The sequence below is a fragment of the Labrys sedimenti genome (genome assembly GCF_034424805.1).
GTDB classification, from domain to species: Bacteria; Pseudomonadota; Alphaproteobacteria; order Rhizobiales; family Labraceae; genus Labrys; species Labrys sedimenti.
On record NZ_JAXOUF010000010.1, the window covers coordinates 151602 to 177344 of the forward strand.

Annotated in this window: 30 protein-coding genes and 1 pseudogene; 18 read left to right on the forward strand and 13 right to left on the reverse strand. The window is 63.8% G+C overall.

The features are described from left to right. Positions 1-86: 86 nt before the first annotated feature. The gene (locus U1R88_RS24355) at positions 87-2003 is read right to left on the reverse strand and encodes a potassium transporter Kup (RefSeq protein ID WP_322433579.1); all 1917 of its coding nucleotides are present in this window, start codon (positions 2001-2003) and stop codon (positions 87-89) included. A 498-nt stretch (positions 2004-2501) separates the two neighbouring features. Between U1R88_RS24355 and U1R88_RS24360 the strand changes: the two genes are divergently transcribed. Continuing rightward, entirely contained in the window at positions 2502-4208 is a 1707-nt protein-coding gene (locus U1R88_RS24360) for a formate--tetrahydrofolate ligase (RefSeq protein WP_068283191.1), read from the forward strand. A gap of 165 nt (positions 4209-4373) precedes the next feature. Here U1R88_RS24360 and U1R88_RS24365 read toward each other — a convergent pair whose 3' ends face one another. Continuing rightward, complete coding sequence (locus tag U1R88_RS24365) at positions 4374-5000, reverse strand: CGNR zinc finger domain-containing protein (protein ID WP_322433580.1); 627 nt, start codon at positions 4998-5000, stop codon at positions 4374-4376. Positions 5001-5163: 163 nt separating this feature from the next. Here U1R88_RS24365 and U1R88_RS24370 point away from each other — a divergent pair, with 163 nt between their 5' ends. Both U1R88_RS24370 and U1R88_RS24375 read left to right on the forward strand, forming a co-directional pair. Continuing rightward, positions 5164-5859: an alpha/beta fold hydrolase gene (locus U1R88_RS24370; RefSeq protein ID WP_322433581.1), complete on the forward strand. Its 696-nt coding sequence runs from the start codon at positions 5164-5166 to the stop codon at positions 5857-5859. Between the two features lie 143 nt (positions 5860-6002). Next, entirely contained in the window at positions 6003-6848 is an 846-nt protein-coding gene (locus U1R88_RS24375) for an alpha/beta fold hydrolase (RefSeq protein ID WP_322433582.1), read from the forward strand. Positions 6849-7068: 220 nt separating this feature from the next. On the opposite strand, the gene U1R88_RS24380 is transcribed toward U1R88_RS24375, so the two are convergent. The 3 genes from U1R88_RS24380 to hpt form a co-directional block, all read right to left on the reverse strand. Continuing rightward, complete coding sequence (locus tag U1R88_RS24380) at positions 7069-7353, reverse strand: hypothetical protein (RefSeq protein ID WP_322433583.1); 285 nt, start codon at positions 7351-7353, stop codon at positions 7069-7071. A gap of 163 nt (positions 7354-7516) precedes the next feature. Next, positions 7517-8020: a hypothetical protein gene (locus U1R88_RS24385; protein ID WP_322433584.1), complete on the reverse strand. Its 504-nt coding sequence runs from the start codon at positions 8018-8020 to the stop codon at positions 7517-7519. Positions 8021-8185: 165 nt separating this feature from the next. After that, positions 8186-8716 (reverse strand): hypoxanthine phosphoribosyltransferase, encoded by a 531-nt coding sequence (gene hpt, locus U1R88_RS24390; protein ID WP_068299041.1) that lies wholly within the window; start codon positions 8714-8716, stop codon positions 8186-8188. A gap of 261 nt (positions 8717-8977) precedes the next feature. Here hpt and ftsE point away from each other — a divergent pair, with 261 nt between their 5' ends. From ftsE to U1R88_RS24405, 3 genes are all read left to right on the forward strand, one after another. Continuing rightward, positions 8978-9652, forward strand: coding sequence for a cell division ATP-binding protein FtsE (gene ftsE, locus U1R88_RS24395; RefSeq protein ID WP_068299045.1), 675 nt, complete (start codon positions 8978-8980; stop codon positions 9650-9652). Further along, positions 9643-10593 (forward strand): cell division protein FtsX, encoded by a 951-nt coding sequence (locus U1R88_RS24400; protein ID WP_068299048.1) that lies wholly within the window; start codon positions 9643-9645, stop codon positions 10591-10593. Before ftsE ends, U1R88_RS24400 begins: the two co-directional genes overlap by 10 nt. Positions 10594-10755: 162 nt before the next feature. Then, positions 10756-11451, forward strand: coding sequence for a YdcF family protein (locus tag U1R88_RS24405; RefSeq protein ID WP_322433585.1), 696 nt, complete (start codon positions 10756-10758; stop codon positions 11449-11451). A gap of 141 nt (positions 11452-11592) precedes the next feature. Here the strand turns inward: U1R88_RS24405 and U1R88_RS24410 are convergent, their stop codons facing one another. Beyond that, a complete protein-coding gene (locus tag U1R88_RS24410; RefSeq protein ID WP_322433586.1) occupies positions 11593-12318 on the reverse strand; it encodes an NAD(P)-dependent oxidoreductase in 726 nt (241 codons plus the stop codon). Between the two features lie 43 nt (positions 12319-12361). Beyond that, a pseudogene (locus U1R88_RS35710) lies at positions 12362-12502 on the reverse strand (NAD(P)-binding domain-containing protein); the annotation flags it as partial. 145 nt (positions 12503-12647) lie between these two features. Between U1R88_RS35710 and U1R88_RS24415 the strand changes: the two are divergent. The 10 genes from U1R88_RS24415 (at position 12648) to U1R88_RS24460 (ending at position 17658) form a co-directional block, all read left to right on the forward strand. Then, positions 12648-12986 carry a LysR family transcriptional regulator gene (locus U1R88_RS24415; protein ID WP_322433587.1) on the forward strand — a complete coding sequence of 113 codons (339 nt, stop codon included), beginning with the start codon at positions 12648-12650 and terminating at the stop codon, positions 12984-12986. Positions 12987-13076: 90 nt separating this feature from the next. Next, entirely contained in the window at positions 13077-13517 is a 441-nt protein-coding gene (locus U1R88_RS24420) for a type 2 periplasmic-binding domain-containing protein (RefSeq protein WP_322433588.1), read from the forward strand. A gap of 164 nt (positions 13518-13681) precedes the next feature. Then, positions 13682-14428 carry a lysophospholipid acyltransferase family protein gene (locus U1R88_RS24425; RefSeq protein ID WP_322433589.1) on the forward strand — a complete coding sequence of 249 codons (747 nt, stop codon included), beginning with the start codon at positions 13682-13684 and terminating at the stop codon, positions 14426-14428. A 32-nt stretch (positions 14429-14460) separates the two neighbouring features. Further along, positions 14461-14835 (forward strand): hypothetical protein, encoded by a 375-nt coding sequence (locus U1R88_RS24430; protein ID WP_322433590.1) that lies wholly within the window; start codon positions 14461-14463, stop codon positions 14833-14835. A 157-nt stretch (positions 14836-14992) separates the two neighbouring features. After that, entirely contained in the window at positions 14993-15436 is a 444-nt protein-coding gene (locus tag U1R88_RS24435) for an EF-hand domain-containing protein (protein ID WP_322433591.1), read from the forward strand. Between the two features lie 44 nt (positions 15437-15480). Then, on the forward strand, positions 15481-16026 hold the full coding sequence (locus U1R88_RS24440) for an RNA polymerase sigma factor (protein WP_322433592.1): 546 nt from the start codon (positions 15481-15483) through the stop codon (positions 16024-16026). Next, positions 16019-16375, forward strand: a complete 357-nt coding sequence (locus U1R88_RS24445) for a hypothetical protein (RefSeq protein ID WP_322433593.1) — start codon at positions 16019-16021, stop codon at positions 16373-16375. The genes U1R88_RS24440 and U1R88_RS24445 overlap by 8 nt, the downstream gene beginning before the upstream one ends. Next, the gene (locus U1R88_RS24450) at positions 16365-16808 is read left to right on the forward strand and encodes a hypothetical protein (RefSeq protein WP_322433594.1); all 444 of its coding nucleotides are present in this window, start codon (positions 16365-16367) and stop codon (positions 16806-16808) included. The genes U1R88_RS24445 and U1R88_RS24450 overlap by 11 nt, the downstream gene beginning before the upstream one ends. Positions 16809-16810: 2 nt before the next feature. Continuing rightward, on the forward strand, positions 16811-17266 hold the full coding sequence (locus U1R88_RS24455; protein ID WP_322433595.1) for a periplasmic heavy metal sensor: 456 nt from the start codon (positions 16811-16813) through the stop codon (positions 17264-17266). An 83-nt stretch (positions 17267-17349) separates the two neighbouring features. Continuing rightward, complete coding sequence (locus tag U1R88_RS24460; protein ID WP_322433596.1) at positions 17350-17658, forward strand: GCG_CRPN prefix-to-repeats domain-containing protein; 309 nt, start codon at positions 17350-17352, stop codon at positions 17656-17658. A 93-nt stretch (positions 17659-17751) separates the two neighbouring features. On the opposite strand, the gene U1R88_RS24465 is transcribed toward U1R88_RS24460, so the two are convergent. Both U1R88_RS24465 and U1R88_RS24470 read right to left on the reverse strand, forming a co-directional pair. Then, positions 17752-18366, reverse strand: a complete 615-nt coding sequence (locus U1R88_RS24465) for an urease accessory protein UreE (protein ID WP_322433597.1) — start codon at positions 18364-18366, stop codon at positions 17752-17754. A 99-nt stretch (positions 18367-18465) separates the two neighbouring features. Next, the gene (locus U1R88_RS24470; protein WP_322433598.1) at positions 18466-18723 is read right to left on the reverse strand and encodes a DUF1272 domain-containing protein; all 258 of its coding nucleotides are present in this window, start codon (positions 18721-18723) and stop codon (positions 18466-18468) included. A 209-nt stretch (positions 18724-18932) separates the two neighbouring features. Between U1R88_RS24470 and U1R88_RS24475 the strand changes: the two genes are divergently transcribed. Continuing rightward, entirely contained in the window at positions 18933-19394 is a 462-nt protein-coding gene (locus U1R88_RS24475; protein WP_068294786.1) for an Hsp20 family protein, read from the forward strand. Positions 19395-19463: 69 nt separating this feature from the next. Here U1R88_RS24475 and U1R88_RS24480 read toward each other — a convergent pair whose 3' ends face one another. Both U1R88_RS24480 and obgE read right to left on the reverse strand, forming a co-directional pair. Further along, the gene (locus U1R88_RS24480; RefSeq protein ID WP_068294783.1) at positions 19464-19946 is read right to left on the reverse strand and encodes a hypothetical protein; all 483 of its coding nucleotides are present in this window, start codon (positions 19944-19946) and stop codon (positions 19464-19466) included. Positions 19947-20015: 69 nt separating this feature from the next. After that, on the reverse strand, positions 20016-21065 hold the full coding sequence (gene obgE / locus U1R88_RS24485) for a GTPase ObgE (protein ID WP_322433599.1): 1050 nt from the start codon (positions 21063-21065) through the stop codon (positions 20016-20018). A gap of 426 nt (positions 21066-21491) precedes the next feature. Between obgE and U1R88_RS24490 the strand changes: the two genes are divergently transcribed. Then, the gene (locus U1R88_RS24490; protein WP_322433600.1) at positions 21492-22514 is read left to right on the forward strand and encodes a Tim44 domain-containing protein; all 1023 of its coding nucleotides are present in this window, start codon (positions 21492-21494) and stop codon (positions 22512-22514) included. Between the two features lie 187 nt (positions 22515-22701). Here the strand turns inward: U1R88_RS24490 and U1R88_RS24495 are convergent, their stop codons facing one another. Together U1R88_RS24495 and betA are read right to left on the reverse strand one after the other, a co-directional pair. Beyond that, positions 22702-23877, reverse strand: a complete 1176-nt coding sequence (locus tag U1R88_RS24495) for a TIGR02281 family clan AA aspartic protease (protein ID WP_322433601.1) — start codon at positions 23875-23877, stop codon at positions 22702-22704. A 113-nt stretch (positions 23878-23990) separates the two neighbouring features. Then, positions 23991-25649, reverse strand: a complete 1659-nt coding sequence (betA, locus tag U1R88_RS24500; protein WP_322433602.1) for a choline dehydrogenase — start codon at positions 25647-25649, stop codon at positions 23991-23993. Positions 25650-25743 lie beyond the last annotated feature (94 nt).

A 25743-nucleotide genomic window follows, 5' to 3' on the forward strand; every position in this document is an offset into this window, starting at 1 on the left:
CGGCCACGGCCGTAAAGGCACGGAAAAGCGGGGCGCGCAGCCGGATGCGCATCCCCGCCCCTCTATCCTGGATATCCTGAAGCCTCCTAGATCAGCACCTGCGTGCCGATCTCCACCACTCGGTTGGAGGGGATGGAGAAATAGTCGCTGGCATCGTCGGCATTGCGGGCCAGGATCATGTAGAGCCGGCGCTGCCAGCGCCACATGGTGGGCTGCTTGCCGCCCCTCAGATGGCGGCGCGACAGGAAGAAGGAGGTCGACATGATGTCGAAGGACCAGCCGGCCTTGCGGCAGAGCGCCAGGGCCTTGGGCACGTTCGGGCTTTCCATATAACCGAACTGCACCTTCATCTTGGTGAAGGAAGCCGAGATCTCCTCGATCGAGACCCGGCCGCCGCCGGGCACGATCGGGTCATCCGTGGTCTCGATGGTCAGGATCGCCACCTTCTCATGCAGCGCCTTGTAGTGCTTGAGGCTGTGCAGCATGGCCGTTGGCGCGTAATCGGGATCGCTGGTCAGGAAAATCGCTGTCCCCGGCACCCGGGCGACCGACCCTTTTTCCAGGCTCTTGACGATGGTCATCAGCGGCACCTCGGTGCGCCGGGACTTCTCCAGCACCAGGCGCGTGCCGCGCCGCCAGGTGACCATCAGCGTGATCAGGCCGAGGGCGATCAGGATCGGCAGCCAGGCGCCGTCGAACAGCTTGAGCAGGTTGGCGCCGAGGAAGATCGAATCGATGAGAAGGAAGGGCACGATGATCGCCGCCGCGGCCCAGGGCTTCCACAACCAGACCCGCCAGATCACCACGAAGGCGAGGATGGCATCCACCACCATGGTGGTGGTCACGGCGATGCCATAGGCCGAGGCCAGGCGCGAGGAACTCTCGAACACGAGCACCAGCAGCACCACGCCGGCCAGCAGCATGCCGTTGACCTGGGCGATGAAGATCTGGCCGGACTGGTGCTCCGAGGTATGCGAGATGCGCATGCGCGGCACCAGGCCGAGCTGCACGGCCTGCCGCGTCAGCGAGAAGGTGCCGGTGATCACCGCCTGGCTGGCGATGATAGTGGCGCTGGTGGCCATGATCACCATCGGCACCAGGAACAGGGGCGAGGCCGGCACCAGGCGGTAGAACGGGTTCTCCAGGGCACTGAAATCGTTGAGCACCAGGGCGCCCTGGCCGAGATAATTGAGGGTCAGGGCTGGCAGCACCAGGCCGAGCCAGGCCGTTTGTATCGGCTTGCGGCCGAAATGGCCGAGATCGGCATAGAGCGCCTCGCCGCCGGTGACGGCCAGGAACACCGCGCCCAGCGTGACGAAGCCGATATGGCCGTGGGTGAGCAGGAATTCGGCGGCATACCAGGGATTGATCGCCGCGATGATGCCGGGATGCTGCAGGAAGTTGACGAAGCCGATCACGCCGACCAGCGTGAACCAGATCGCCATGACCGGGCCGAAAAAGGCACCGACCCGCGCCGTTCCGTGGCTTTGCACCAGGAAAAGGGCGACGATGATCACCAAGGTGAGCGGCACCACGAAGACATCGAAGCCGGGCGCCACCAGCTTGAGGCCTTCCACGGCCGACAGCACGGAGACGGCCGGAGTGATCATGGCATCGCCATAGAACATCGAGGCCCCGACGATGCCGAGCAGCACGATGGGCGCCCCGGTGCGCCCGAGGGCCCGCTGGGCCAGCGCCATCAGGGTCAGGGTACCGCCCTCGCCCTTGTTGTCGGCCCGCAGCAGCAGCAGCACATATTTGAGCGTGACGATGATGATCAGCGCCCACAGGATCAGGGAAATCACGCCGAGCACGGCGGTGGGCGTAACGTTCTTGCCGCCTTCGGTGGCGGCATGGGCGGCTTCGCGAAAGGCATAGAGCGGGCTGGTACCGATATCGCCATAGACGACGCCGATCGAGCCGAGCGTCAACGCCGCGAACCCGCCGCTATGCTTGTGTTCGGTAGTGTCTTCGCCATTCTCGACGGCGTTCGCGAGCCCCATGCGGGCAACTCCGTTCTGACCTGTTGGGATTGTTTCGATCGGTCGATCGCAAGATGCGATCTTCGCTCTCCAAAATGCGGCTCAAGGCGCCGCCGGTCGCATCAGGGCCGGACGGCAAGTGACGGCACGCCGGTCGAACCCAGGGTTTCCTGCCCTCGGGGTTGGGCCTCTTACACTCTTCTGCCGGACGGGCATAGAGGCCCGCAACCCTTTTGACCAACAACTCCCCAGCCAATCGGGCTCGAAACATGCATAGCCCACATTCAACCCGAGCGCATCATCGCGAAGGCGACACATCCTGTGACGGTTTCGGACAAGCCGATTCGATTGCGATCGGCTACCTATCTTTCATGCGACGCCGCGTCGTATTCGGAACAATCCTTTTCTTAATTTTTCCGTAATCGCCGCAATACCCGCACCTACTGCTAAGAAAGTTATTTTCATTTCCGTGAAAATATGTCTCAACTGCGCAGAACAACCGCCCCAGAGGGAACCAGCATGGCCCAAGACCCGAAAAAGCCACTGAGCGACATCGAAATCGCGCGTCAAGCCAAGATGCAGCGCATCGAGGCGATTGCCGAGAAAGCCGGCATTCCCGACGCGGCGTTCGAGCCCTATGGCAAACATATCGCCAAGATCGATCTCGACAAGATCCCCGGCCTGCAGGATCGCCCCGACGGCAAGCTGATCCTGGTCACCGCCATCAACCCGACCCCGGCCGGCGAAGGCAAGACCACCACCACCGTCGGCCTGGGTGACGGCCTCGCCGCCATCGGCAAGAAGACCATGATCTGCCTGCGCGAACCCTCGCTCGGCCCCTGCTTCGGCGTCAAGGGCGGTGCGGCCGGCGGCGGCTATGCCCAGATCGTGCCGATGGAGCAGATCAACCTGCACTTCACCGGCGACTTCCACGCCATCACCTCCGCGCACAACCTTTTGTCGGCGATGATCGACAACCACATCTATTGGGGCAATGCGCTCGGCATCGACACCCGCCGCGTCACCTGGCGCCGCGTGCTCGACATGAACGACCGCTCGCTGCGCGCCATCAACTCCTCGCTCGGCGGCGTCTCCAACGGCTTCCCGCGCGAAGATGGCTTCGACATCACCGTGGCTTCCGAAGTCATGGCCGTGTTCTGCCTCGCCAAGGACCTTGCCGATCTCGAGGAACGCCTCGGCAAGATGATCATCGGCTATACCCGCGACAAGAAGGCGATCACCGCCGCCGACATCAAGGCTTCCAGCGCCATGACGGTGCTGCTCAAGGACGCCCTGAAGCCCAATCTGGTACAGACGCTGGAAGGCAACCCGGCCTTCGTGCATGGCGGCCCCTTCGCCAACATCGCCCATGGCTGCAACTCGGTCGCCGCCACCAAGGCCGGCCTGAAGCTCGCCGACTATGTGGTGACGGAAGCCGGCTTCGGCGCCGACCTCGGTGCCGAGAAGTTCTTCGACATCAAGTGCCGCAAGGCCGGCCTTACCCCGGCTGCCGTGGTGATCGTCGCCACCGTGCGCGCCCTCAAGATGCATGGCGGCGTGCCGAAGGACCAGCTCGGCAAGGAGAATCTGGAAGCGCTCCGCAAGGGCCTGGCCAATCTCGGCCGCCATGTCGAGAACGTGCGCAAGTTCGGCGTCTCGGCCATCGTCGGCATCAACCACTTCATTGCCGATACCCCGGCCGAGCATGAACTCATCGCCCAGGTCTGCAAGGAGCAGTTCGGCGTCGACGCGGTGGTCTGCAGCCATTGGGCCGAGGGTTCGAAGGGCACCGAGGAACTCGCCCGCCGCGTGGTCGCACTGGCCGAGGCCCCGCATCCGCTCGACGGCCGCGGCTTCCGCACCCTCTACCCGGACGAGATGCCGCTCTGGGACAAGATGAAGCTGATCGCCAAGGAGATCTATCGCGCCGCCGATATCATCGCCGATCAGAAGGTCCGCGACCAGTTCAGGGACATCGAGGCTGCCGGCTTCGGCCATCTGCCGATCTGCGTGGCCAAGACCCAATATTCCTTCTCGACCGATCCGAACCATCGCGGCGCGCCGGTCGACCATGTCGTGCCGATTCGCGAAGTGCGCCTGTCGGCCGGCGCAGGCTTCCTGGTGGTAGTCTGCGGCGAGATCATGACCATGCCGGGCCTGCCCCGCGTGCCCTCGGCGGAGTTCATCCGTCTCGACGCCAAGGGCCAGATCGAAGGTCTGTTCTGATCCTGCGTCTGCCATGCCGGTCTGCTGCGACCGGCATGGCGACACCGGCTCGAGAGCCGGACCCAACGAGCGCGCACAGCTGAACGTGCTTTACCGGACAGGGCCGCCATGCTGCGGCCCTTTCGACTGCTCGGCGACGAACACATCGTCGTCGTAACCCATGGTTCAAGGCTGCTCCGCCTTGAGGCGGTGCCGATGGGCGGCCTGCTTGGCCCGGTTTCCGCAGAGCGCCATGCTGCACCATCGCCGTCGATGCCCGCGTGTATGATCCGCGAACACAAGCGTGCAGGACGCCCCCTCGCAAGCCTTCACGTTTGAAAAGTCTTCTGTGCAGACGAAGCGCCCCATGACTTCGGCAAGAGGCTGGAGCAGGGCCTCCGGGGAGCGCCATTTGCGCAGGGCCTGGAACTCCAGCCCCTCGTGACCCTCCCCTTGCCAGAACGCGATCTGGTGGAAGCCTTCATTGCGCTCAAGCAGGCGATTGAGCGGCTCCAGTTCGCCCACGGCATCGGCTGCAAGCGGCTTGCCGCGATGCTTTCGCACAAAGCCCCTGAACCATTCGCGCAAGGCCCTAGCCTGGCCGGCCACCTTGTCGAGTTCCTCGGGCAGGGCTTGCGCCCGCACGGACCCGGCAATGTCCGAAGGCACCAACCGCGCCTGCTCCAGCCAATTTAGCAGGCCTTCGCCGGTCTCGATCCAGTCAACGGGCGTGTCGACTGGCGTCGCCACGGAATTGAGGAAATCCAGCCCCACTGCGTCGGCGATGAAAAGGGCTGGGGAACGAGCGTCCATCACATACTCCCATTGCGGCCGGCATCCATGCCGGCACCAGCCGTTCGGCCCATCTCCAATTAATAACCTGTCTAATAGTCATTGACAAGTTATGCCAACTGATAGTAACCGTTCAAATATCATTAATAAGGTTACATATCACATCCCCTTCAGGAGAGCGTCCATGTCCGGCAAGCCTGTCAGCATCGTTCTCGTCCACAGCGCATGGGCCGATGGCACGAACTGGGCCAAAGTCATCCAACCTCTCGCAAAAGAAGGGTACGGCACGGTTGCGGCGCCACTGCCACTGACCTCTTTCGCCGACGACGTTGCGGCGCTCGAGCGCACGTTGGAGCGGGTATCCGGCCCGATCGTGCTGGCCGGTCATGCCTATGCCGGCGCGGTCATCGCTGCCGCACAGAGCGCGAAGATCATAGCGCTGGCCTATGTGGCCGCCCTGGCACCGGACGAGGGCGAGACGGTTGCAGATGTCTTCTATCGCGGCCGGCCGCATCCCGAGGCGCCGACACTTGCCCCGGACGGCCACGGCTTGATCTATCTGCCGCCAGAAGCCGTCTCCACCGCGTTTGCACCAGGAGCAACGGCCGGCGAACTGGCGCTGCTCTCCGCCGGGCAACGGCCGATCTCGCTGGCCTGCATTACGGCTCCGTTCGGTCGCCCGGCCTGGAAGCAGGTGCCGGCCTGGTCCCTGGTCGCCGAACAGGACCGCATGATCATCGCCGACAATCAGCACTTCATGGCGAGACGCATGCAGGCACGCATTCATGCCCGCCCGGTCGATCACACACCCACGGTGACGGCACCGGATGCGGTCCTCGTCATCATTCAAGAGGCGATCCGCGACACCGCCTCGGCGTGAAGCCAAGCGCCGAACTCCCCCGACGAACAAAGCCCTGCGCGAGCCGAAGGTGAAGGCCAAAGGGCCGCGCATTCCCAGCCACCACGACCACGGCATAACCCGAAACTATCAATCAATTAGGTTATATCAGGCAGGAGAAAACCATGACGACCATCAGCTACCGCACCGCGGACGTGAACGGGTTCAAGATCTTCTATCGGGAAGCGGGATCGCCGCAGGCGCCCAAGCTCCTGCTGCTGCATGGCTTCCCGAGTTCGAGCCATATGTTTCGCGACCTGATACCACTTCTGGCCGACCGTTTTCATATCGTTGCACCGGATCTGCCAGGCTTCGGCCAGTCAGGCTTGCCCGCGAGCGGCCATAGTTTCGAAGCGATCGCCGCCGTGATCGACCGCTTCACCGAGATCGTCGGCCTCGAGCGCTATGCGATCTACGTGTTCGACTATGGCGCTCCGACGGGATTTCGCCTGGCCTTGAGGCATCCCGAACGCATCACGGCGATCATCACGCAAAACGGCAATGCCTATGAAGAAGGGCTGAGCGAGGGCTGGAACCCGATCCGCGCCTATTGGGAGGATGCGTCGGAGGCCAACCGGCAAGCGCTGAAGGCTTTTCTCAAGCCGGAGGCGACGATCTGGCAATATACCCATGGCGTGCCGGATACGCACACGGTCTCGCCCGATGGCTACTCGCTGGACAATTTCTACCTGGCCCGCCCTGAAGCCGAGGCGATCCAGCTCGATCTGTTCGGCGACTACAAGAGCAATGTCGCCCTCTATCCGGCCTTCCAAGCCTATTTCCGCACCCACCGGCCGCCACTGCTGGCGGTATGGGGCCAGCACGATCCCTTCTTCCTGCCTCCCGGCGCCGAAGCCTTCAAGCGCGACATTCCGGATGCCGTCGTCCGTTTCTTCGACACGGGGCATTTCGCGTTGGAGACACATGCGGCGGAGATCGCGGCGGCGATCAGGGACTTCCTACCGCACTGAGCGCGGTGACCGGCGAGTGGGAGGAGAAAAGAAACCCGCCGCAAGGCCGGGCGCGCCATTTCCACGGCTGGTCGTGCCGCGGTACCCGATTGGCCATGCAAAACCCCACGGTCCAGTGAACCGTGGGGTGGGTATTCCTGGTCGTGGCAGACACAGACGATACGGGAAGGCTCAGGCCCCCGACCGTGCCAGGATCGTTCTGCACGGCGTCATATCTGCCTCAATATTCACGGTAATACCGGCGGGGACGTTCGCGATAACGCCAGCCGCCGTCATCACGCCAATCACGCCGGTACCCCCGCCGGTAGCCGCGATCGGGAACGCAGCCATAGGGGGAGCGGTGCATCCCATAGGGACACAAACGGCGAATTTGCTGGACGAGCCCGTTGTCGGCCTGTGATTGCGCGGATGGTGCCATCGGCATTGCCGATGCAATCTGCGGAGCAAACATCATGCTTCCAGCGGTCAGACCAGCTGCAACAAACAGCTTCAGGGATAGTTTCATAGCTCCCTCCCTCAATTTCAATACTCAATGTCTAGCAGTATGATCTGAATGCAAGGTGAACAAGTCAGGGCAAGCAATCAGATTGACGCAACGTCAACAAATCCCCAAATCTCGCCAAGCCGACAAGAGACGGCCGGTCGGAAGACCTGCCTAGCGAGGCAGCTTAGAGGCGGCCCTTCCTGAAACCAAGCTCATAGATTTGCCAGACGAGCACGGCGAGCATGGTGAGGGTCACGATCCAGCGTCCATAGACCGGCAGCACCTGGTCGCTGAGGATCGGCGAGAAGATCTGGAAATAGATGGCAGCAGGCAGGATGAGCGCCAGTTGCGCCGGCCGGCCCAGGTCGTTGTAGCGCTTGGCGCCGACGAAATAGACGCAGACCGAGACCAGCACCATCACCAGATAGATGACGTCGATCGCAAACAGCGACAGATAATAGGGTGCCGTCATCAGCCGGGTATGGTCGCGGGCGACTTCGTCGACCAGGGCCTCGGCCGCCGCGGGATTGCGCGGCAGGACATGATTGAGCCCGTAGGCCACTGCCACCAGCGCCCCCAGGACCACGGCCAGCACCGCCATGGCGCGCCACCAGGTCTGCCGGTCGATGCTGCCCTTGTCGTCACGAAACAGGAAACGGGCGCTGTGCGCGCCCAGGATACCAGCCATATCTCCTCCGAGGCCTGCCATGCCGCCGGCTTCTAGAGCAAAGCGCGTTTAGTCGGCAACGCTGCTTTGCGCTGCCTCTTTGGTTCGACGCGTCTTTGCGCTTCCTGGCGATGCCGCCAACACAAAACGCTCCTGCCTGCACGGCAAGGCAGGATCAAGGCACTTCTACTCGACCACGCCGACGAAGGGCAGCTGACGATAGGAATGGGCGACGTCCATGCCATAGCCGACCACGAAGACGTCGGGGCATTCGAAGCCGATGAAATCGGCCTTGATGTTGACGGCGCTCTTGCCCGGCTTGTCGAGCAGCACGCAGCTCAGCACCTGCTTGGCGCCACGCGCCGCGAGCAGGTCCTTGGCGAAGGCCAAGGTACGTCCCGATTCGAGAATGTCGTCGACCAGCAGGATGTTGCGCCCGCGCACGTCGCTCTCGACGTCATGGAGAATGTTCACCGTGCCGGTCGATACGGTCGCCTCCCGATAGCTCGACAGATGCACGAACTCCACCTCAGGCGCCATGCCGGCATGGTGCATGGCGCGCAGGAGATCGGCCGTGAACACGAAGGATCCTTTCAGCACCGCGACCACGAGCAGATTCTCGAGATTGCGGGCCTTGATCTCCTGCACCAGGGACGCGTTGCGCTTGGCAATCGTCTCGGCATCGAACAGGACTTTGATATTACGCGACGTGGCCATCGAACTCCTCATTTCTGCCGGCACCATAGCCGCAGGAGGGTATCGGCGACAATGGCGTTGCAGTGCCGCCTGCCGCCCACCCACAGCCACCGGATCGCCAGTCGGGCAGCTCTTCCCTCCTGCTTGCGGAAAGGGCGATCTTCCGAAGGTTAAATTCGTTGTCATTTCGTTAACGTTAACACCTCGTTAACGCCCTCCCGGCACAGTGCAGCCGAGGCGGTTGGGGCCGTGGTCGGGGCCGCCTCATGGGGAGATTCTGTCTTGGTTCGGTTCGAGAATGTGGGATTGCGCTACGGGATGGGCCCGGAAGTGCTGCGCGACGTCAGTTTCGACCTGCCCGCCAATTCCTTCCAGTTCCTCACCGGTCCTTCCGGCGCAGGCAAGACCACGCTGCTGCGCCTGCTCTTTCTCACCCTCAAGCCGACCCGTGGCCTCATCCACACCTTCGATCAGGAGGTGTCGACCCTCTCCAAGCATGCTCTCGCCGAGACGCGGCGGCGCATCGGCATCGTCTTCCAGGATTTCCGCCTGCTCGACCACCTCACCACCTATGAGAACATCGCCCTGCCCCTGCGCGTACAGGGCCAGGATGAGGCCCGCTATCGGGCCGAAGTGGTCGAATTGCTGCATTGGGTCGGGCTGGGCGAGCGCATGCATGTGCTGCCGCCCGTACTGTCCGGCGGCGAGAAGCAGCGCGCCGCCATCGCGCGCGCCCTGATCGTGCGCCCCGAATTGCTGCTGGCGGACGAGCCGACGGGCAACGTCGATCCGGCCTTGGCGCGGCGTCTGCTGCGCCTGTTCATCGAACTCAACCGCTCCGGCACCTCGGTGGTGATCGCCACCCATGACGAAAGCCTGATGGAGCTCTTCCCCGCCCGGCGCCTGCGCCTCGAGGACGGCCACGTCACGGTCCAGGAGCCCGCGTCATGGTCGTGAACGACAGAGGCCAGCCCGCCGGCCGGCGCGCCGAGACGCTGATCCGCCCGGCCGCGCCGATCGTGCCGTCGGGCTCGATCGCCGGGCGCTCGCTGATGGCGGTGGTGGCGATCATGACCTTCCTCGTCGCCCTCACGGCTGGCGGTGTGCTGCTGATCGCCGGCGCGGCCGCCGACTGGGGCTCGCAGATCGCCCGCGAGGTCACCATCCAGGTCCGCCCCGTGGAGGGGCGCGACGTCGAGGCTGAGATCGCCAAGGCCGTCGTCGCCGCCCGCGCCACCGAAGGGATCAGCGACGTGCAGGTCTATTCGCGCGAGGAGACCGAGCGCATGCTGGTGCCCTGGCTCGGCGAGGGCCTCGACATGGGCGACCTGCCGATCCCGCGCCTGATCGTGGTGAAGATCACGCCGGGCAGCCTGCCCGACTTCGCCACCCTGAAGAAGACGCTGGCCGAAACCGTGGCCGGCGCCAGTCTCGACGATCATCGCTTCTGGATCGCACGCCTGGCGGCCATGGCTCGGGCCATGGTGCTGGCGGGCCTGGCCATCCTGGTATTGATGGTCGTGGCCACGGCGCTATCGGTGGTGTTCGCCACCCGCGGCGCCATGGCCGGCAACAAGGACGTGGTGGAGGTCCTGCATTTCGTCGGCGCGCATGACAGCTTCATCGCCAACGAATTCCAACGCCATTTCCTCTGGCTCGGCCTCAAGGGCGGCCTGATCGGCGGCGGCGCGGCGGCGCTGACCTTCCTCCTCGCCCATATGCTTGCCTCCCGTTTCACCGCGACCGCGGCCGGCGACCAGATGGAAGCCCTGTTCGGCTCCTTCAACATGGACTGGCGCGGCTATGCCGCCATTGCCGCGGCAGTCGTGCTCATTGCCATCATCACCGGCGTCACATCGCGCATGACGGTTCACCGCGTGCTGCGAGGCCACATATAGGGGTCACCCATGAGCGTCTGGCAGGGCTCCGCGCCCATTCCGCTGCATACCCGCCCCGCCGACCCCATTTTTGCCCAAACCATCCGTAAGAATTTCGGGTACGGCAGATTGACCAGTTTTCGCAGGCTGGCCAGATTCGACAGATTGTCATGGGCGCGTCCGATGCGGCAGGTCTCGACGATCGATGACATCGCCTCCCCCTCCCAGGCGGAGCACCCGCCGAAGCGGCCACGGCGCTGGCTGCGCTGGGTCATGGAGATCACCGGCGCCTGCCTGCTGTTCCTCACCGCCGCCGTGGTCACGGATTTCGCCTATTTCGTCTCCAGCCTGCAGAACCAGACGCCCAGCCCGGCGGTAAGGGCCGACGGCATCATCGCCCTCACCGGCGGCGCCGACCGGATCAGCGAGGCCTTCGACCTGCTTAACCAGGGCCGCGCCAAGCGGCTTCTCATCACCGGCGTCAACAAGGCGACCAGCCAGCAGGCGCTGGCCGGTCATAGCGCCGGCGGCGTCGAGGTGCTCGACTGCTGCGTGGATATCGACCGCAATGCTCTCAATACCCTCGGCAACGCCCTGGAAACGGCACGCTGGGTGCGGGACAAGCAGTTCAAGTCGATCATCGTGGTGACCTCGAACTACCATATGCCGCGCTCGCTGCTGGAACTGCGCCGGGTGCTGCCGGATACCACGCTGATCGCCTATCCCGTGATCTCGCAGAATCTCAGGCTCGATTCCTGGTGGTCGGATCCGGCCAGTATCCGCCTGCTGCTGTCGGAATATGTGAAATATGCAGGCGCCACCTTCCAGCTCCGGATGGAACGAGCCACGGCGGAGAGGGTCCAGGCACGCGCTGATTGAGGGAGGTTTAGCGCAGGGGACTGCATGTGACGTCCCGCCGCGGCAAAACTCGGGCGCACAAACGCGCCCTTGGCCGAGAACTTCGACGACGACCGGCAGAGTAGGCGTCGTATCCGGAGCACCGTGCCCGCGTTTTTCCGCTTACTTCTCCCAATGAGGCACCCAGTCGCCGGCCAGGCGCATCGAGAGGCCGGCATCGTCCTCGATACGCTTGACGACATGAAGTTCCGCAGCACCGGCGCCGTAGCGGCTCGCAGCGAGAGCGAAGGCCCCTTCGGCCGCCGTCGTCATCGGCAGCGCCGCCTGGACATTGCGATTAAGCTCCTGGATCAGGCGCAAGTCCTTGAGGCAAAGGTCGAGGCTGAAGCTGGGGTCGTAATGCCCGGCGAAGATCGACGGCGCATCGTGACGGACGACGAAACTGTCGCCAACGCTGTTCCGGATTGCACGCCAGAGCGTGCCGAGTTCGACGCCATTGGCGAGGCCGGTCGCGAAGCCTTCGCCGATTGCCGCCGCCGAGATGAACCATAGTTGGTTGGTCACGAGCTTGACCACGTTGCCCGTCCCAAGCCCGCCACAGTGAATGACCATGCCGAGATTTTCAAGGATCGGTTCAACGCGCTCGAACGACGCCTTGCTGCCGCCGGCGAACAGGGTCAAGTTTCCATTCCGGGCGCCATCGACCGCCCCGGTTACCGGGCAATCCACGACGCTGACACCGGCCGGCGCCTGCTCGGCAAGCCGCAGCAGCAACTCGTTGCGGTTGGTTGTCAGGTCGACCCATATGCTGCCCTTGCGAAGGCTTCGAAGGGCGCCCTTCTCTCCCGCCATCACGCTTTGGACATGGTCGGGACGTGAGGAAGACATCGGCCCGGGCCGCGCAGTCCTGTGCCGAGGATGCTGCAGCCGCGCCGGCCGCGATCACCTTGCCCAGGGCATCCCGGTCGAGATCGAAGGCCGTCACTGCATAGCCTGCCGCCAGCAGCCTCAGGCACATCGGCCCGCCCATATTACCAAGACCGATGAAACCGATGTGGGGAAGAGAGGTCATGTCCGAGCCATTTGACAATTGATTTCACGTGATCCTAAGCGCACGGAAGGGCCTGTAAACTGCGTAAAAACTCGCTTAAATGGATAACTTCTGGTTATGAAGCGCTATCGCAGCACGCTGCCGCCTCTGGATACGCTGATCTTCTTTGAGGCGGCTTATCGCACCGGCAGTTTCACGGCCGGCGCCGGGGGAGCTCAACGTCTCCCAGGCCGCGGTGAGCAAGCGCATCGGGCAGCTCGAAACATGGATGGGCGAGGCCCTGTTCATGCGGGCCGGCAAGCGCCTTTTCCCGACACCGCTCGGCGACAAGCTGTTCCAGACTGCCAGCATGACGCTGGAGTTCCTTCATCAAGGCCTCGGCGTTCTGCGCGAGGAAGCGCAGCGGCCACTGTCCATCGGTGCCAATACGCCGGTGGGCATGTTCTGGCTGACGCCTCACTTGCGGACTTCGGACTCTCCCCGAATGCCTGCCCGACGCGGCTGATCACCTCGGATAATCCGCGGGACCTGTTCAACGACGGCACCGACCTCACCGTGACCTGGCGACGGGGATCTACCGGAGCGAACCACGACGATGCTGTTCGAGGAGGAACTCGAACAGGTAGCGGCGCCGGAATTGGCAGAACGGCTTGGCCCCGACCTTCGGTCGATTCAGGATATCCCCACGTCCCAGCGACCGACATTGCTCAATTATGGCCGGGCCTCACCGGATTGGGTGGATTGGCGTGTCTGGTTCCAGCGCTTGTCCTTCGGCGACTTCGGCAGCTGGCCGGTGGAGAGCCTCTCGACCTATTCGCAAACGATCGGCGAAGCGATCAATGGTCGTGGTGTCGCCTTGGGGAGTATCGACCTGCTGCGCACCGAACTCGAGGCCGGTGTTCTACAGCGCATCGGCAATGACGTCCTCCTGTCCGGCAGAGGGTATTATGTGTCCTACGACAATCGCTCGGTTCTGTCAGAGGGCGCACGGCATCTGATCGCGCACTTGATTGCCGCGGCGCACCGGCGCCCTTGAAGCAAAACACCGACTTTCGGGCTCTCCCGCAAGAATGCCCTGGCACCATCGATGCCCCATTCGCGGCTCGTCCACCCCCTATCCGCTCGACCGGCGATGAAGAGGGAGGCATGCGCTCTCAATTCTGCTATAGCCGCAACAGCATCCCTCGAATGACCGTCTCCATGCTTGTTTTGCGCTCGCTCCTGTTCAACCTGGCCTTCTATGTCAATATCGTCCTGTGGATGATCCTGGCGTTGCCGACATTGCTGATGCCGCGCCCCGCACTGCTCTGGATCGTGAAGAACTGGGCGCGGGTGAATATCTTCCTGATGCGCCATATCGCCGGCATCACCTGCGAGATTCGCGGGCGGGAGAACCTGCCGCCCGGGCCGGTTCTGGTCGCCGCCAAGCACCAGTCGACCTGGGACATCTTCGCCATGTTCCTCATCTGCGAGGACCCCTGCTATGTGCTCAAGCGCGAATTGATGTGGCTGCCCGTCTTCGGCTGGCTCGCCGCCAAGGCACAGATGATCGCCGTCAACCGCGGTGCACGCTCCAGGGCGATGAAGCAGATGAAGGCGGATGGCGAGCGCGAACTCGCCCGGGGCCGGCAGATCGTGATCTTCCCCGAGGGGACCCGCCGGGCGCCCGCCGCCGAGCCAGCCTACAAATATGGCGTGGTCTATCTCTATAGCGAGTTCGATGTACCCTGCGTCCCGATTGCGCTCAATTCCGGCCATTTCTGGCCGCGGCGCCAGTTCATCCGCCAGCCCGGCAGGCTGGTGATGGAAATCCTGCCGGCCATCCCCGCCGGCCAGGACAAGACGGTCTTCTTCGAGCGCCTGGTCAACGACATCGAAACGGCGTCGGACCGGCTGCTTGCCGAGGCCCGCGATCCCCTGGCGCCGGAACAAACCCGAATCGCTTGACGTCGCGACAAGCAATGTTCTAGATTTGTTCCATGACACAGATCGCGATTCGTTCTCGTTCATCGTCGCCCGATCACCGCCTGTGCACGACGCTGGCTGCCTTGGGCCGCGATGCGCCGGCAGCGGCATCGCGCTTCCGCCGCTGGGTCGGCATTTCAGGCCGTTCCTATCTGGTTTCGGTCTATCCGATCGCCCAATGCCCCGATTATGTCGATGCCGTCCTGATCGCGGTCGATGCAGGTGGCGCCTGCGTGTGGATCGGCGAAGCCGGCCAAGGCGGCGACGATCTTGCTGCCACGCTCACGGCAGCAGCGAGAGCCGGTGCCTGCGAAGTCCACGTGCATCTCCTGGCCGGAGATCCTGCGGCACGGACCGCAGCCATTCGCGATCTCGACGGCCGACACTGAAGGCTCTGTATCCTGGCTCCTTGTTTCCAGGCCAATCCAACCGATTGGCTGGAGCCGCAGACTTTCTTGCCACCTGACCGACGGATTTTCCTGGCACTGCCGTTCAAACGGCGTCCTTTGCGCATACTGCCCGCGCAATCTGTCCCAGGAGATGCCCATGATCGGCCGTTCGATCCTTGCCTTGATGCTAGCCCTGCCGGCCGCAGCCGCGATGGCGCAGACGGCGCAACCGGCTCCGGCCCAGCCATCCCAGCCCCCCACGGCCCAAGCTCCCGCACCATCCGCGGCACCGGCCAAGGCCGGGCTTAGCCTCGCCGAATTCCAGGCCCGCCGAGAGAAGGCCCTGATGAAGGCGGATACCGACGGTGACGCCAAGATCAGCCTGGCGGAATGGAGCGCCTTTCAGGCGAAGCGGAACGCCAAGGCCGATCCGGCCAAAACCTTCGCCCGCCTCGATGCCAACAAGGACGGCTTCCTGGACAAGGCCGAGCTCGACGCCTTCTTCGCCAAGCGCTTTGCCCGGCTCGATGCCAACAAGGACGGCGCCCTCGCCCGCGATGAACTGCCGGGCCACAAATCGGCTGCCAAACCGGCGCAATGATGCAGGACCATGGCCCTCGATGAGTCCCGGGAGTGCGCCTGGCCATGGTGTCCGATCCAGACGAGGAATTGGTGCGCCGGATCGGTTCGGGCGACGATGCCGCCATGCAGGCCTTGGTCTCGCGCAAGCTGCCTCGATTGCTCGCCTTGGCACGCCGCATGCTGGGTGATGCTGCAGAGGCCGAGGACGTTGCGCAGGAGACCTTCCTACGAATCTGGCGCAACGCCGGGCGCTGGCGGTCCGGCACGGCCCGGTTCGACACCTGGATCCATCGCGTCGCGCTCAACCTCTGCTACGACCGCCTGCGCCGCCGCAGGGAATGGACGGGGCTTGACCTGCCCGAGTTGGCCGCCCCACCAGACCATCCGGCCGCAAGCCGGGCCGAGGAGGCCAGCGACGATGTCGAGCGAGCCTTGCAAGCCATTGCACCGCGGCAGCGGGAAGCTATCGTCCTGACCTACTATCAGGCGATGTCCAATATCGAGGCCGCCGCGGCCATGGAAGTCAGCGTCGAGGCGCTGGAGAGCCTGCTCGCCCGCGGACGCCGTTCTCTGCAGTCGCTCCTGATCAGGAAGGCCGATCATGACTGAAGCTCCCTTCGCGATGAGTGCAGAGCGTTTTGCCGCCCTCGCTGCTGCCTATGGCGCGGTCATGGAGACCTGGCCCGCGCCCGAGCGCAGCGCCGGACGCGCCTTTGCGCTGACACCGCAGGGCCGGCATATTCTCGCACGGGCCGGCCGCCTCGACCTGGCACTCCGCAGCATCGAGGGGCACGGCTGCATCCGCCTCCAATCCGCAGGACACGGCACTACGGCTGCTTCCACTGCCCAGGGCAAGTCCGCCGCCCCCCTTCCCCAGCGCCTCGCAGCGCCTGTCCGGCGGTCCCGTTCGGACAAGCTCGAAGCCCTGTTGTCAGGGAGCGGCTCCCATGCCCGATAGGCCCCCACCGATGGATGCCGAACGTTTTGCCGCCCTTGCCGACAGCTATGGCAGCCGCCTGCAGCATTGGCCGAAAGCCGAACGGCTGGCGGCCCAGGCTTTTGCGTCCACCGCCGAGGGCGAAGCCATCCTGGAGGCTGCCGCCCGGCTCGACACCATGCTGGATCGCCAAACGGTGCCGCCTCCGACCGCCGATCTTCATGCAAGGATCGTGACAGCCGGAACCGCCAGCCTCGCCCCCCGCCGGCGGGCCCGCCGCTGGTGGCTAGGGCTCGGCCTGGCGGGCGCCGGCCTTGCCGGCGCCCTGGCCGGAACCCTGGCGATCGCCCTGCTCGATACACCGGCGAGGACGGAGCATCTCGGCCTGGGCACGACAGTCACGGCCTTCGGAGATGCCGGACCCGATACGGAGATCAGCGAGGAAGGATCGTAAATATGGCCGGCTCGCGCCTTCCCCTCGTCGTCTCGATCACCCTCAACATCTTCCTGGTCGGGGCGATCGCCGGCGGCATCGCCTGGTTCGAAGCGCGCAGATCCATGCCGCGCGCCTCGCTCCAAGCCCTGGGCAACCAGCTTCCAGCGCCGGAACGCGACGCCTTCTACAAGACCCTGCGCGAGGCGCGCCATCAGGCCCGCCAGACCATCCTGGACGGACAGCAGGCCAGGCGCGATGCCGCCGCTCTGCTGCGGCAGCCGACACTGGATACCCCGGCCCTGCTTGCGGCCCTGGAACGCGCCCGCATCGCCGACTCCGCCATGCGGGCCGCGCTCGAACAGCGCATCGTCGAATTCGCGGCCACGAGTTCGCCGGCCGATCGAGCCATCCTGGCCGAGGGGCTGAGCCGCTATATCCACGCGCCGCCGCCGCCGCCGAAAAAAACAGCCCAATAGCGACGGATTTCCCTGCGGCCCGCGTTCAAGCTTGCAGGAGGCCACACCGGCCTTCCGCAAGCAGTACCCGGTGGAGTTCCATCATGAAGCGTATCATTCAAATCGCCGCCATCGCCTCGCTCGGCCTGCCTGGCCTGGCCGCCACGACGATAGGCGCCTCAGCCATGCCGCTGGCTTCTCCCGCCCCGGCCTCCGCACCTCTGGTGCAGCAGGTGGCCTGGGGCTGCGGCCCTGGCTGGCGCCCCAACATCTGGGGGCGTTGCGTACCGCAATATCCGGTCTACAGCTATGGCAGCTATGGCAGCTATGGCTGGAGCCGCCCCGTCTACTATTATGGCTGGGGCGGGGGATGGCATCGCCCCTATTACAGGCACGCCTGGCATCGCTGGTAGGTCCAGCAGCGACGAGCTGATCCCTCAAAGCACCGGATTCGAGATCGGATCCGGTGCGGCAAATCCTGTCGTCGCTTCCCGGCAGTGTGCCGCTCAGTCGTGGCCGTGCTTGCCGTGATGCCCATGTTCATGGTCGTGCCCACAGCCGCAAGCCTCGCCATGATCGTGGTGATGGTGGCCATGATCGTGACCGTGCTTATGCCCGTGATCATGGTGATGATGGTCATGCTTGTGGTCATGGCCGTGATGATGGCCATGATCATGCCCTTGTGCGTCGTGGCTGTGATCTCCGCCCTCCGGCTGGAACGGCCCTTCGATCGCCACGACCTTGGCGCCGAGCCCTTTGAGGACCTCGGCAATCTCGGCATCCTGGCGAATGCGCAGCCATTTCGTCCCGATCTCGGTTTCGCGATGGCGGTCGCCGAGATGCCAGGCCAGGCGCATCAGGTGCAGGGGATCGCGGCCCTTGATCTCGAGCAGCGGCTCCGCCTCCGCCACGATCTCGATCAACCGGCCATCCTCCAGCCGATAGGCATCGCCATGGGCGAGGGCCGGCGCCTCGGCAAGATCCAACAAGATGTCGAGGCCGCCCACCGTCTGCACCACGCCCTGGCGCTGGCAGCGATCCTCGAAGGTCAGCACGACGCTGTCGGCAATGGACTTGGCTTCGACCTCGCGGGCCGGCACGAAGGAATGGGCGTGAAGCATGGGTGTTTCCTGCAGGGATGTTCACTGCCTCATATAGACTGCTTCGCGCCGATGTGCAGGGGCGAAATCATCGCGAGGCAGGCGAACGACGTCCACGGCTCAGGCCGCATCGCGCTTGGCAAGACAGTCGCCGTCGCGCAGCACACGCTCGGTCGAAGGGGGATATTTGGCCAGCAGGACGACAGGACGAACCGGCCTGCGCACGAGGTCGCCGCCACAATTGGGACAGGTACCGGCGAAGACATCCGCGGCGCAACCGGCGCAGAAGGTGCATTCGAAGGTACAGATCATCGCTTCCCGCGCTTCAGGAGGCAGGTCCTTGTCGCAGCATTCGCAATTGGGGCGGAGTTTCAGCATGGCTCACCCTGGAGAACGGCCTGGAACGACGTCATCTTGCGCGATCGGACGGACAAGACAAGCCCAGTCAAGAATCGAACCCCTCCCCCTTGAAACCGCCGGAACCCGCACCAAATCATGGTTTGTGCAGGCCCGGATGGGCTGCACATGTCAGCTCCGGCCAGATGGCGGAGCATTTCAACGGCTTGTCGCTTCAAAGGAGGATAGCCATGCGTCAGTTTGATTTTTCGCCCCTTTACCGTTCCACCGTTGGTTTCGACCGCCTGTTCTCGGCGCTCGATCAGGTTGCCGGCATCGATGCTTCGGCCACCACCTACCCGCCCTACAATATCGAGCGCACCTCGGATAACACCTATCGTATCTCGGTTGCCGTCGCCGGCTTCGCCGAGAGCGACATCGCCATCGAAGTGAAGGAAAATTCCCTCACCATTCGCGGCGAGAAGTCCGAGAGCAAGGAAGCCGGCAAGGGTGAGATCCTGCATCAGGGTATCGCCGCCCGCGCTTTCGAGCGCCGCTTCCAGCTCGCCGATTACGTCCAGGTGACGGGTGCCAGCCTCGAGAACGGCCTGCTCCATGTCGATCTTGTCCGCGAGATCCCGGAGGCCAAGAAGCCCCGGCTGATCCCGATCAATGGTTCGGCTCCCCGGCAGGTCGAAGCCAAGGCCGCCTAAGCCAACAGGATAGAACGGAAAGTCAGGGCGCTCCGGGAAACCGGGGCGCCTTTTGCGTTGGGGGCTTCCTCAGCACCCCGGCGCGATCTGGCGGTAGCGGCACCAACCCGGCGTCAGCTGCCCCCTCGAATTGAGCGGGTAGGCGTAGCGTCCGGGCGTTCGCAGCGCCGGGGGCGGCACGGTGAGCGGGACGATGCGGGGCACCGGCTTGATTTCAGTCTTCTGCAGCGGAGGCATCGGCCTCAGGGCCTGCGATGCCGGCAGTGCCGCACCGCTGCCTCGCAGCGGCACCACGGCGACGATCTTGCCGCTCTGGTCGTCGACGGTCACGCGCACGCGCCGACGCTTGGCGTCGACGGCAGCTGCGTAATAGAAATTGAGGTCATGGGTCACGCCGCCGATGCCGGAATAGCCGGCCTGCGTCATCACTCGGATCGCAGCCTTCGGCGTCAGCGTATCGGCAAGCGCGGGCACGGCCACGACCAGGGTCGCAAGCGCCAGGAAGGCCCCGGCCAACAGGCGCGACAGCGCTGTCGTCTTGCTTAAGGCCATTGCTTCAACTCCTGCCGCCATCCGATATCTCAACACTGACCAGGGCTGAAAAGTTCACGGCGATCCGGTTCAGGGCTGCCAGGTATTGTTCTTTTCCAAAACCGGCTTTTCGATGATGGCGTCGGCGGCCTTGGCCGCACCGATCACCTCGAAAAGCTCGCGCAAGGCCTCCTGCACGCCGGCGCCGGAGATGGACGACAGCACGATCGGTGTCTTCTTCGCGGCCCGCTTCAGCCGCGCCACCTGTTCCTTGAGCAGTTCGGGTGAGAGCGAATCGGTCTTCGACAGCGCCACGATCTCCGGCTTGGTGGCCAGATCACCGCCATAGGCGGCGAGCTCGTTGCGAATGACCTTGTAGGCCTTGCCGGCATGCTCGCAGGTGCCATCGACCAGATGCAGCAGCACGCGGCAGCGCTCGACATGGCCAAGGAAGCGATCGCCGAGGCCATGCCCCTCATGCGCGCCCTCGATCAGGCCGGGAATGTCGGCGAGCACAAATTCGCGCCCGTCCACCCGAACGACGCCGAGACCGGGATAGAGGGTGGTGAAGGGATAGTCGGCGATCTTGGGCTTGGCGGCGGTCACCGTAGCCAGGAAGGTCGACTTGCCGGCATTGGGCAGGCCGACGAGGCCGGCATCGGCGATCAGCTTCAGGCGCAGCCAGATCGTCTTCTCCTCACCAGGCAGGCCGGGATTGGCCCGGCGCGGCGCCTGGTTGGTCGAGGTCTTGAAATAGGCGTTGCCGAAGCCGCCATTGCCACCCTTGCAGATCAAGGCGCGCTGGCCGACCTCGGTGAAGTCGGCGATCATGGTTTCGCCGTCCTCCTCATAGACCTGGGTGCCGACCGGCACCTTCAGCACCACGTCGGCTGAATTGGCGCCGGTGCGATTGCGCCCCATACCATGGGTGCCGACGCGTGCCTTGAAATGCTGCTGGTAGCGATAGTCGATCAGCGTATTGAGGCCGTCGACGCATTCGGCCACGACCGAGCCGCCCCGCCCGCCATCACCGCCGTCGGGTCCGCCGAACTCGATGAATTTTTCGCGCCGGAAGGATACGGCTCCCGCGCCGCCGTCACCGGCTTTGACATAGATCTTGGCTTGATCGAGAAACTTCATGGCTCGGCTCTATTTCCAATGGAAGATGGTCAAGCCAGATCCGAAACGAGGTCTCTCGGCCAATTCTCCCGTCGCGCAAGCCGAACGGCCCACGCTCACACTGTCGATGCTGTCACGCTGATGGGGCTGACATAGTGCCTTTGCGGGAAAAAAGCGAGGGATTTCATATTTGCCGCTGGCCGGCCGCGCCGCGGGCCATCGGCCCGTTTCCGATCGTCTCCGGCAACCCTGGCTTTTCCGCGTCGCCGGGACGCCGGCGGCAATGATTACAGGAAATACACTTGCAACCATGTGGCCATGTCCCCACATTCCACCTGCGGGCCGGGCCCCTCTGACGTCGCGCTTGATGCGCACGTGATGTCGGACCGCTGAAAAAGGGCCCGTTCGCAGACATCGAAGCGGGCAACAGCAAGATAGGTTGCCAATATGCGCTTCAGCAAGACTCGTCTCTTTTCCCTGGTCACCGCCCTCTCCCTGGCGTTTACGCTGGCGGCGGTGGATCTGTCCGAAGCCCGCCGCGGCGGCAGCATCGGCAGCCGCGGGGCGCGTACCTATGATTCCGTGCCGGCCACTCGTACCGCGCCGGACCAGGCCGCGCCGGTACAGCGTTCGATGACGCCCAATCCCGGCCCGAGCGCGACCCAGCCCGCTTCGCCGCTGGCGCAAGGCGCCGCGCAGCAGCGGCCCGGCCTGTTCGGCGGCGCCGGCGGCCTGATGCGCGGCCTTTTGGTCGGCGGCCTGATCGGCGCGCTGCTGGGCTATGGCTTCGGTGGCCTCGCCGGCATGCTCGGCTTCCTGCTGCAGGCGGCCCTGATCGCCGTGATCGCCTTCTTCGCGATCTCCTGGTGGCGTTCGCGCCGCACGCCCTCGACCGCAACGGCAGGCGGGCCGCAAATGTCGCGCGGCTTCGACTTTGGCAACCAGGGCTTGGGCAATCAGGGCCTGGGCAATCAGGGCTTCAACCGCGACGCGCAGCCGACCACGAGCGGCCGCACCGGTTTCTTCGGCCTGTCATCCCCGGCGGCCGCCAGCCCTGCCCGTGGCGAGGCCTTGGAGACCACGCAGGCCGATCTCGACACCTTCGAGCACCGGCTGACCGAGGTCCAGGATGCCTTCGCCAAGGAGGATCACGCCGCCCTGCGCCGCCTGACGACGCCGGAAATCGTATCCTACTTCTCCGAGGAGCTGGCCGACAACGCCAAGCGCGGCGTCCGCAACGATGTGCGCGACACACGCCTGCTCCAGGCCGACATTGCCGAAGCCTGGCGGGAGGGCGATGATGACTATGCCAGCGCCGCCTTCCGCTACCAGTCGGTCGACGTCCTCAGGGACCGCACCACGGGCGCGATCGTCGAAGGCAAGGACGAGCCGAGCGAAACGACGGAGATCTGGACCTTCGTGCGCCGCCGCGGCGAAGACTGGAAGCTCTCGGCGATCCAGGAAGCCTGAGCGGCAAAAGCGAGCGCCTGAGCTAGGCGCTCGCTATTCCGGTGCCTTAGGCACCGACCTGCCATGCATATAGCGGCAATCCGTACGACGCCTTAGAACCAGACCGCTGCCTCTCGAAAGCTGCCGGCGGTATCTGCAGGCAACCCGTCATCGATATTTGAGATCTCCGACACGGCTTCGATGATCACTATGGTGCGTTCATCGCCTTCAGCTGAAGCTCTTTATCCGTAACGGTCACGTTGAAGCGTGCCAGGAACGACATTCCCAACAGGCCGTCCACGCCTTTGCCCAGCGAGGGTTCCTGCACGACGAGGGCGACTTTCTTGGCCTGGGCATGGCCAAGTTTCACGCTGCTCGCAATACCCAAATCCGCGGTGATTTGGCCATTGGCGGTCTGGAGGGACACAGCATTAGCCCCGCTAATATCGACCTTAGCTCGTTTAGCAAAATCGCGGGTGAGGCTGACAAAAGTCGCCCCGGTATCGACGATGAATGTTCCCCCGATATCATTGACCTGAGCTTTGACCAGCATAACGCCGTCCGAAGACTTGGGAACATGCTCCACGCCCCTGGCCGTGTCGCTGTCGCATTTCCCTTTCTTGGAGAAGTCATTGACCATCTTCCTGGTTTGCGGACCATCGCGACTTGCCGGGTCAGCCAGTACCCAGGTCTGAATCGCTGTGATCGCATCGCACGTACGGCCAAGATGATCATAGATGTTAGCCAGCTGTGTGAAGACCGTGGCATTGATGTCTTTGGGGCTGCCGAGCAACTCGATGGCGTTGATATAGAAAGGCAGTGCCTCGGCCCATTGCTCTTTCGCATTTGAGGCCTGCCCGCGTAGATATTGGATCTGCCCGTTATAGGGGCTGGCCTTGATCAATTGATCGCCAAGCGCGGCAGCCTTGTCGTAGTCGCCAAGCGCGAAATAGAGATCGGCAGCCCGGTAGAGTTCGCCGTCGGTGTTCCTGCAGGCTGCGGCAAAACCTTCAAGTGCTTGAGCCGCAATGCGTATCTTACCGGCTTGTTCAAGAGCGCGTGAAAGCTGGAAAATACCATTCCTGTCGCAATCTTCCGCACGCAATCGCTTCAGGGCGACTTGCACATCGCTCTGATAGGCGATGTTGGCCTCAAGAGGTGCGATAGCAAGATGCCGATAGACAGGGCCGAAATCGGTATTGCGGTCTCCGTTGAACGAATTTGCAGCCGTTTGCTTGCCGTAATTCAAAAGGCCTTCGATATCGCGGTAGAAATAAAGGCCCCCACAAACCAAAAGAATGCTCGTGATCAGGCCGACAATGGGCCCGAGGGCCCATTGTTTACGCAAGGGACCGCCAATGCGGTCATTCTGGTCAAGCTGCATGACAGTCGAGGACGCGAGAGGTGAGTATAGGATTTGTGTCGCGTCTCAAAAACTTTTGCAACTAGCTCCACTGTGGCCTTAGCAAATAATATTCGTCGACCTTGATCCAGCAACTATCGCTGCTTCGTCTCCCAATCCTTTGCCTGATAGACCGGTGCATTGGAGGGCGGCAGCAGCGGCTTGCCGAGGATGTGGTCGGATGCCTTCTCGCCGATCATGATCGAGGGCGCGTTGAGGTTGCCGTTGGTGATCAGAGGGATGATCGAGGAATCGGCGATGCGCAGATTCTCCAGGCCCACCACCCGGGTCTCGAAATCCACCACCGTCATCGGGTCGGCCGGATCACCCATCTTGCAGGTACCGGAGGGGTGGAAGGCGCTCTCGACATGCTGGGCGATGAAGGCGTCGATCGCCTCGTCCGAGGTGACGTCGGCACCGGGCGAGATCTCGCGGCCGCGATAGGGCTCGAAGGCCTTCTGCTGGAAGATCTCGCGGGTCAGCCGGACGCAGGCTCGCATCTCCGTCCAGTCGTCGGGATGGCTCATATAGTTGAAGCGAATCAGCGGCGCCTCGCGCACGTCGCGCGATTTCAGGTGGATATGGCCGCGGCTCTTGGAGCGCATCGGCCCGACATGGGCCTGGAAACCATGCTCGGAGGCAAGCGAATTGCCGTTGTAGCTCACCGCCATCGGCAGGAAATGATACTGGATGTCGGGATAGGGAATGCCGGCGCGCGAACGGATGAAGCCACAGCTCTCGAAATGGTTGGTGGCGCCGAGGCCGTCCTTGCGCAGCAGCCATTGCACGCCGACCATGCCCTTGGCGATCGGATTGGTGACGGAGTAGAGGGTGATCGGCTGCGTGCTCGCCATCTGGAAATAGAATTCGAGATGGTCCTGCAGATTCTCGCCGACACCCGGCAGGTCATGCACGACGTCGATGCCCTGGCCCCTGAGTTCGGCCTGCGGACCCACGCCCGAAACCTTCAGAAGCTGGGGATCGTTGATCGGCCCGGCGGCCAGGATCACCTCACGCCGCGCCATCACGCGCTTGAGCACGGAGCCCTGCCAATATTCGACGCCGACCGCCTTTCTGCCCTCGAACAGGATGCGGCTTGCCAGCGCATGCGTCTCCGCCGAGAGATTGGCCCGTTTCATCGCCGGCTTGAGATAGGCATTCGCGGTGGACCAACGCCGACCCTTATGGACCGTCATGTCCATGCGGCCGAAACCCTCCTGCTGATAGCCGTTCACATCACCGGTAGCGGGATAGCCGGCTTCGACGGCTGCATCGATGAAGGCCTGGTAGAGCGGGTTGGCGAGCTTGCCATAGGAGGTCTTGAGCGGACCGTCAGCGCCGCGATATTCGTCGCCGCCCTCCTCGCGTCCTTCCGCCCGGCGGAAATAGGGCAGCACGCCGGCATAGTTCCACCCGCGCGCGCCCGCTTCCTGCCAGGCATCATAGTCCAGGGCATTGCCGCGGATATAGACCATGCCGTTGATCGAGGACGAACCGCCCAGCACCTTGCCGCGCGGCGTGTGCAGGCTGCGTCCCCCCAGAGCCGGTTCCGGCTCGGCATGGTAGCGCCAGTCATAGCGCGGCGAGTTCATCGGGATGGAGAGCGCGCTCGGCATCTGGATGAACACCGAGCCGTCACTGCCACCGAATTCCAGCAGCTTGACGCGATTCGTACCATCCTCCGTCAGGCGGCTGGCCATCACGCAGCCTGCCGAGCCGGCGCCCACGATCACATAGTCGAATGTCTCAGTCATGGTTCAATCCCGGGGTGCGCGGACGTCTCGTCCGCTCGTCCCATCCTGCAATCGTCGCGTTTCCAGGTACGGACGCCGGGACATGCCGGCATGT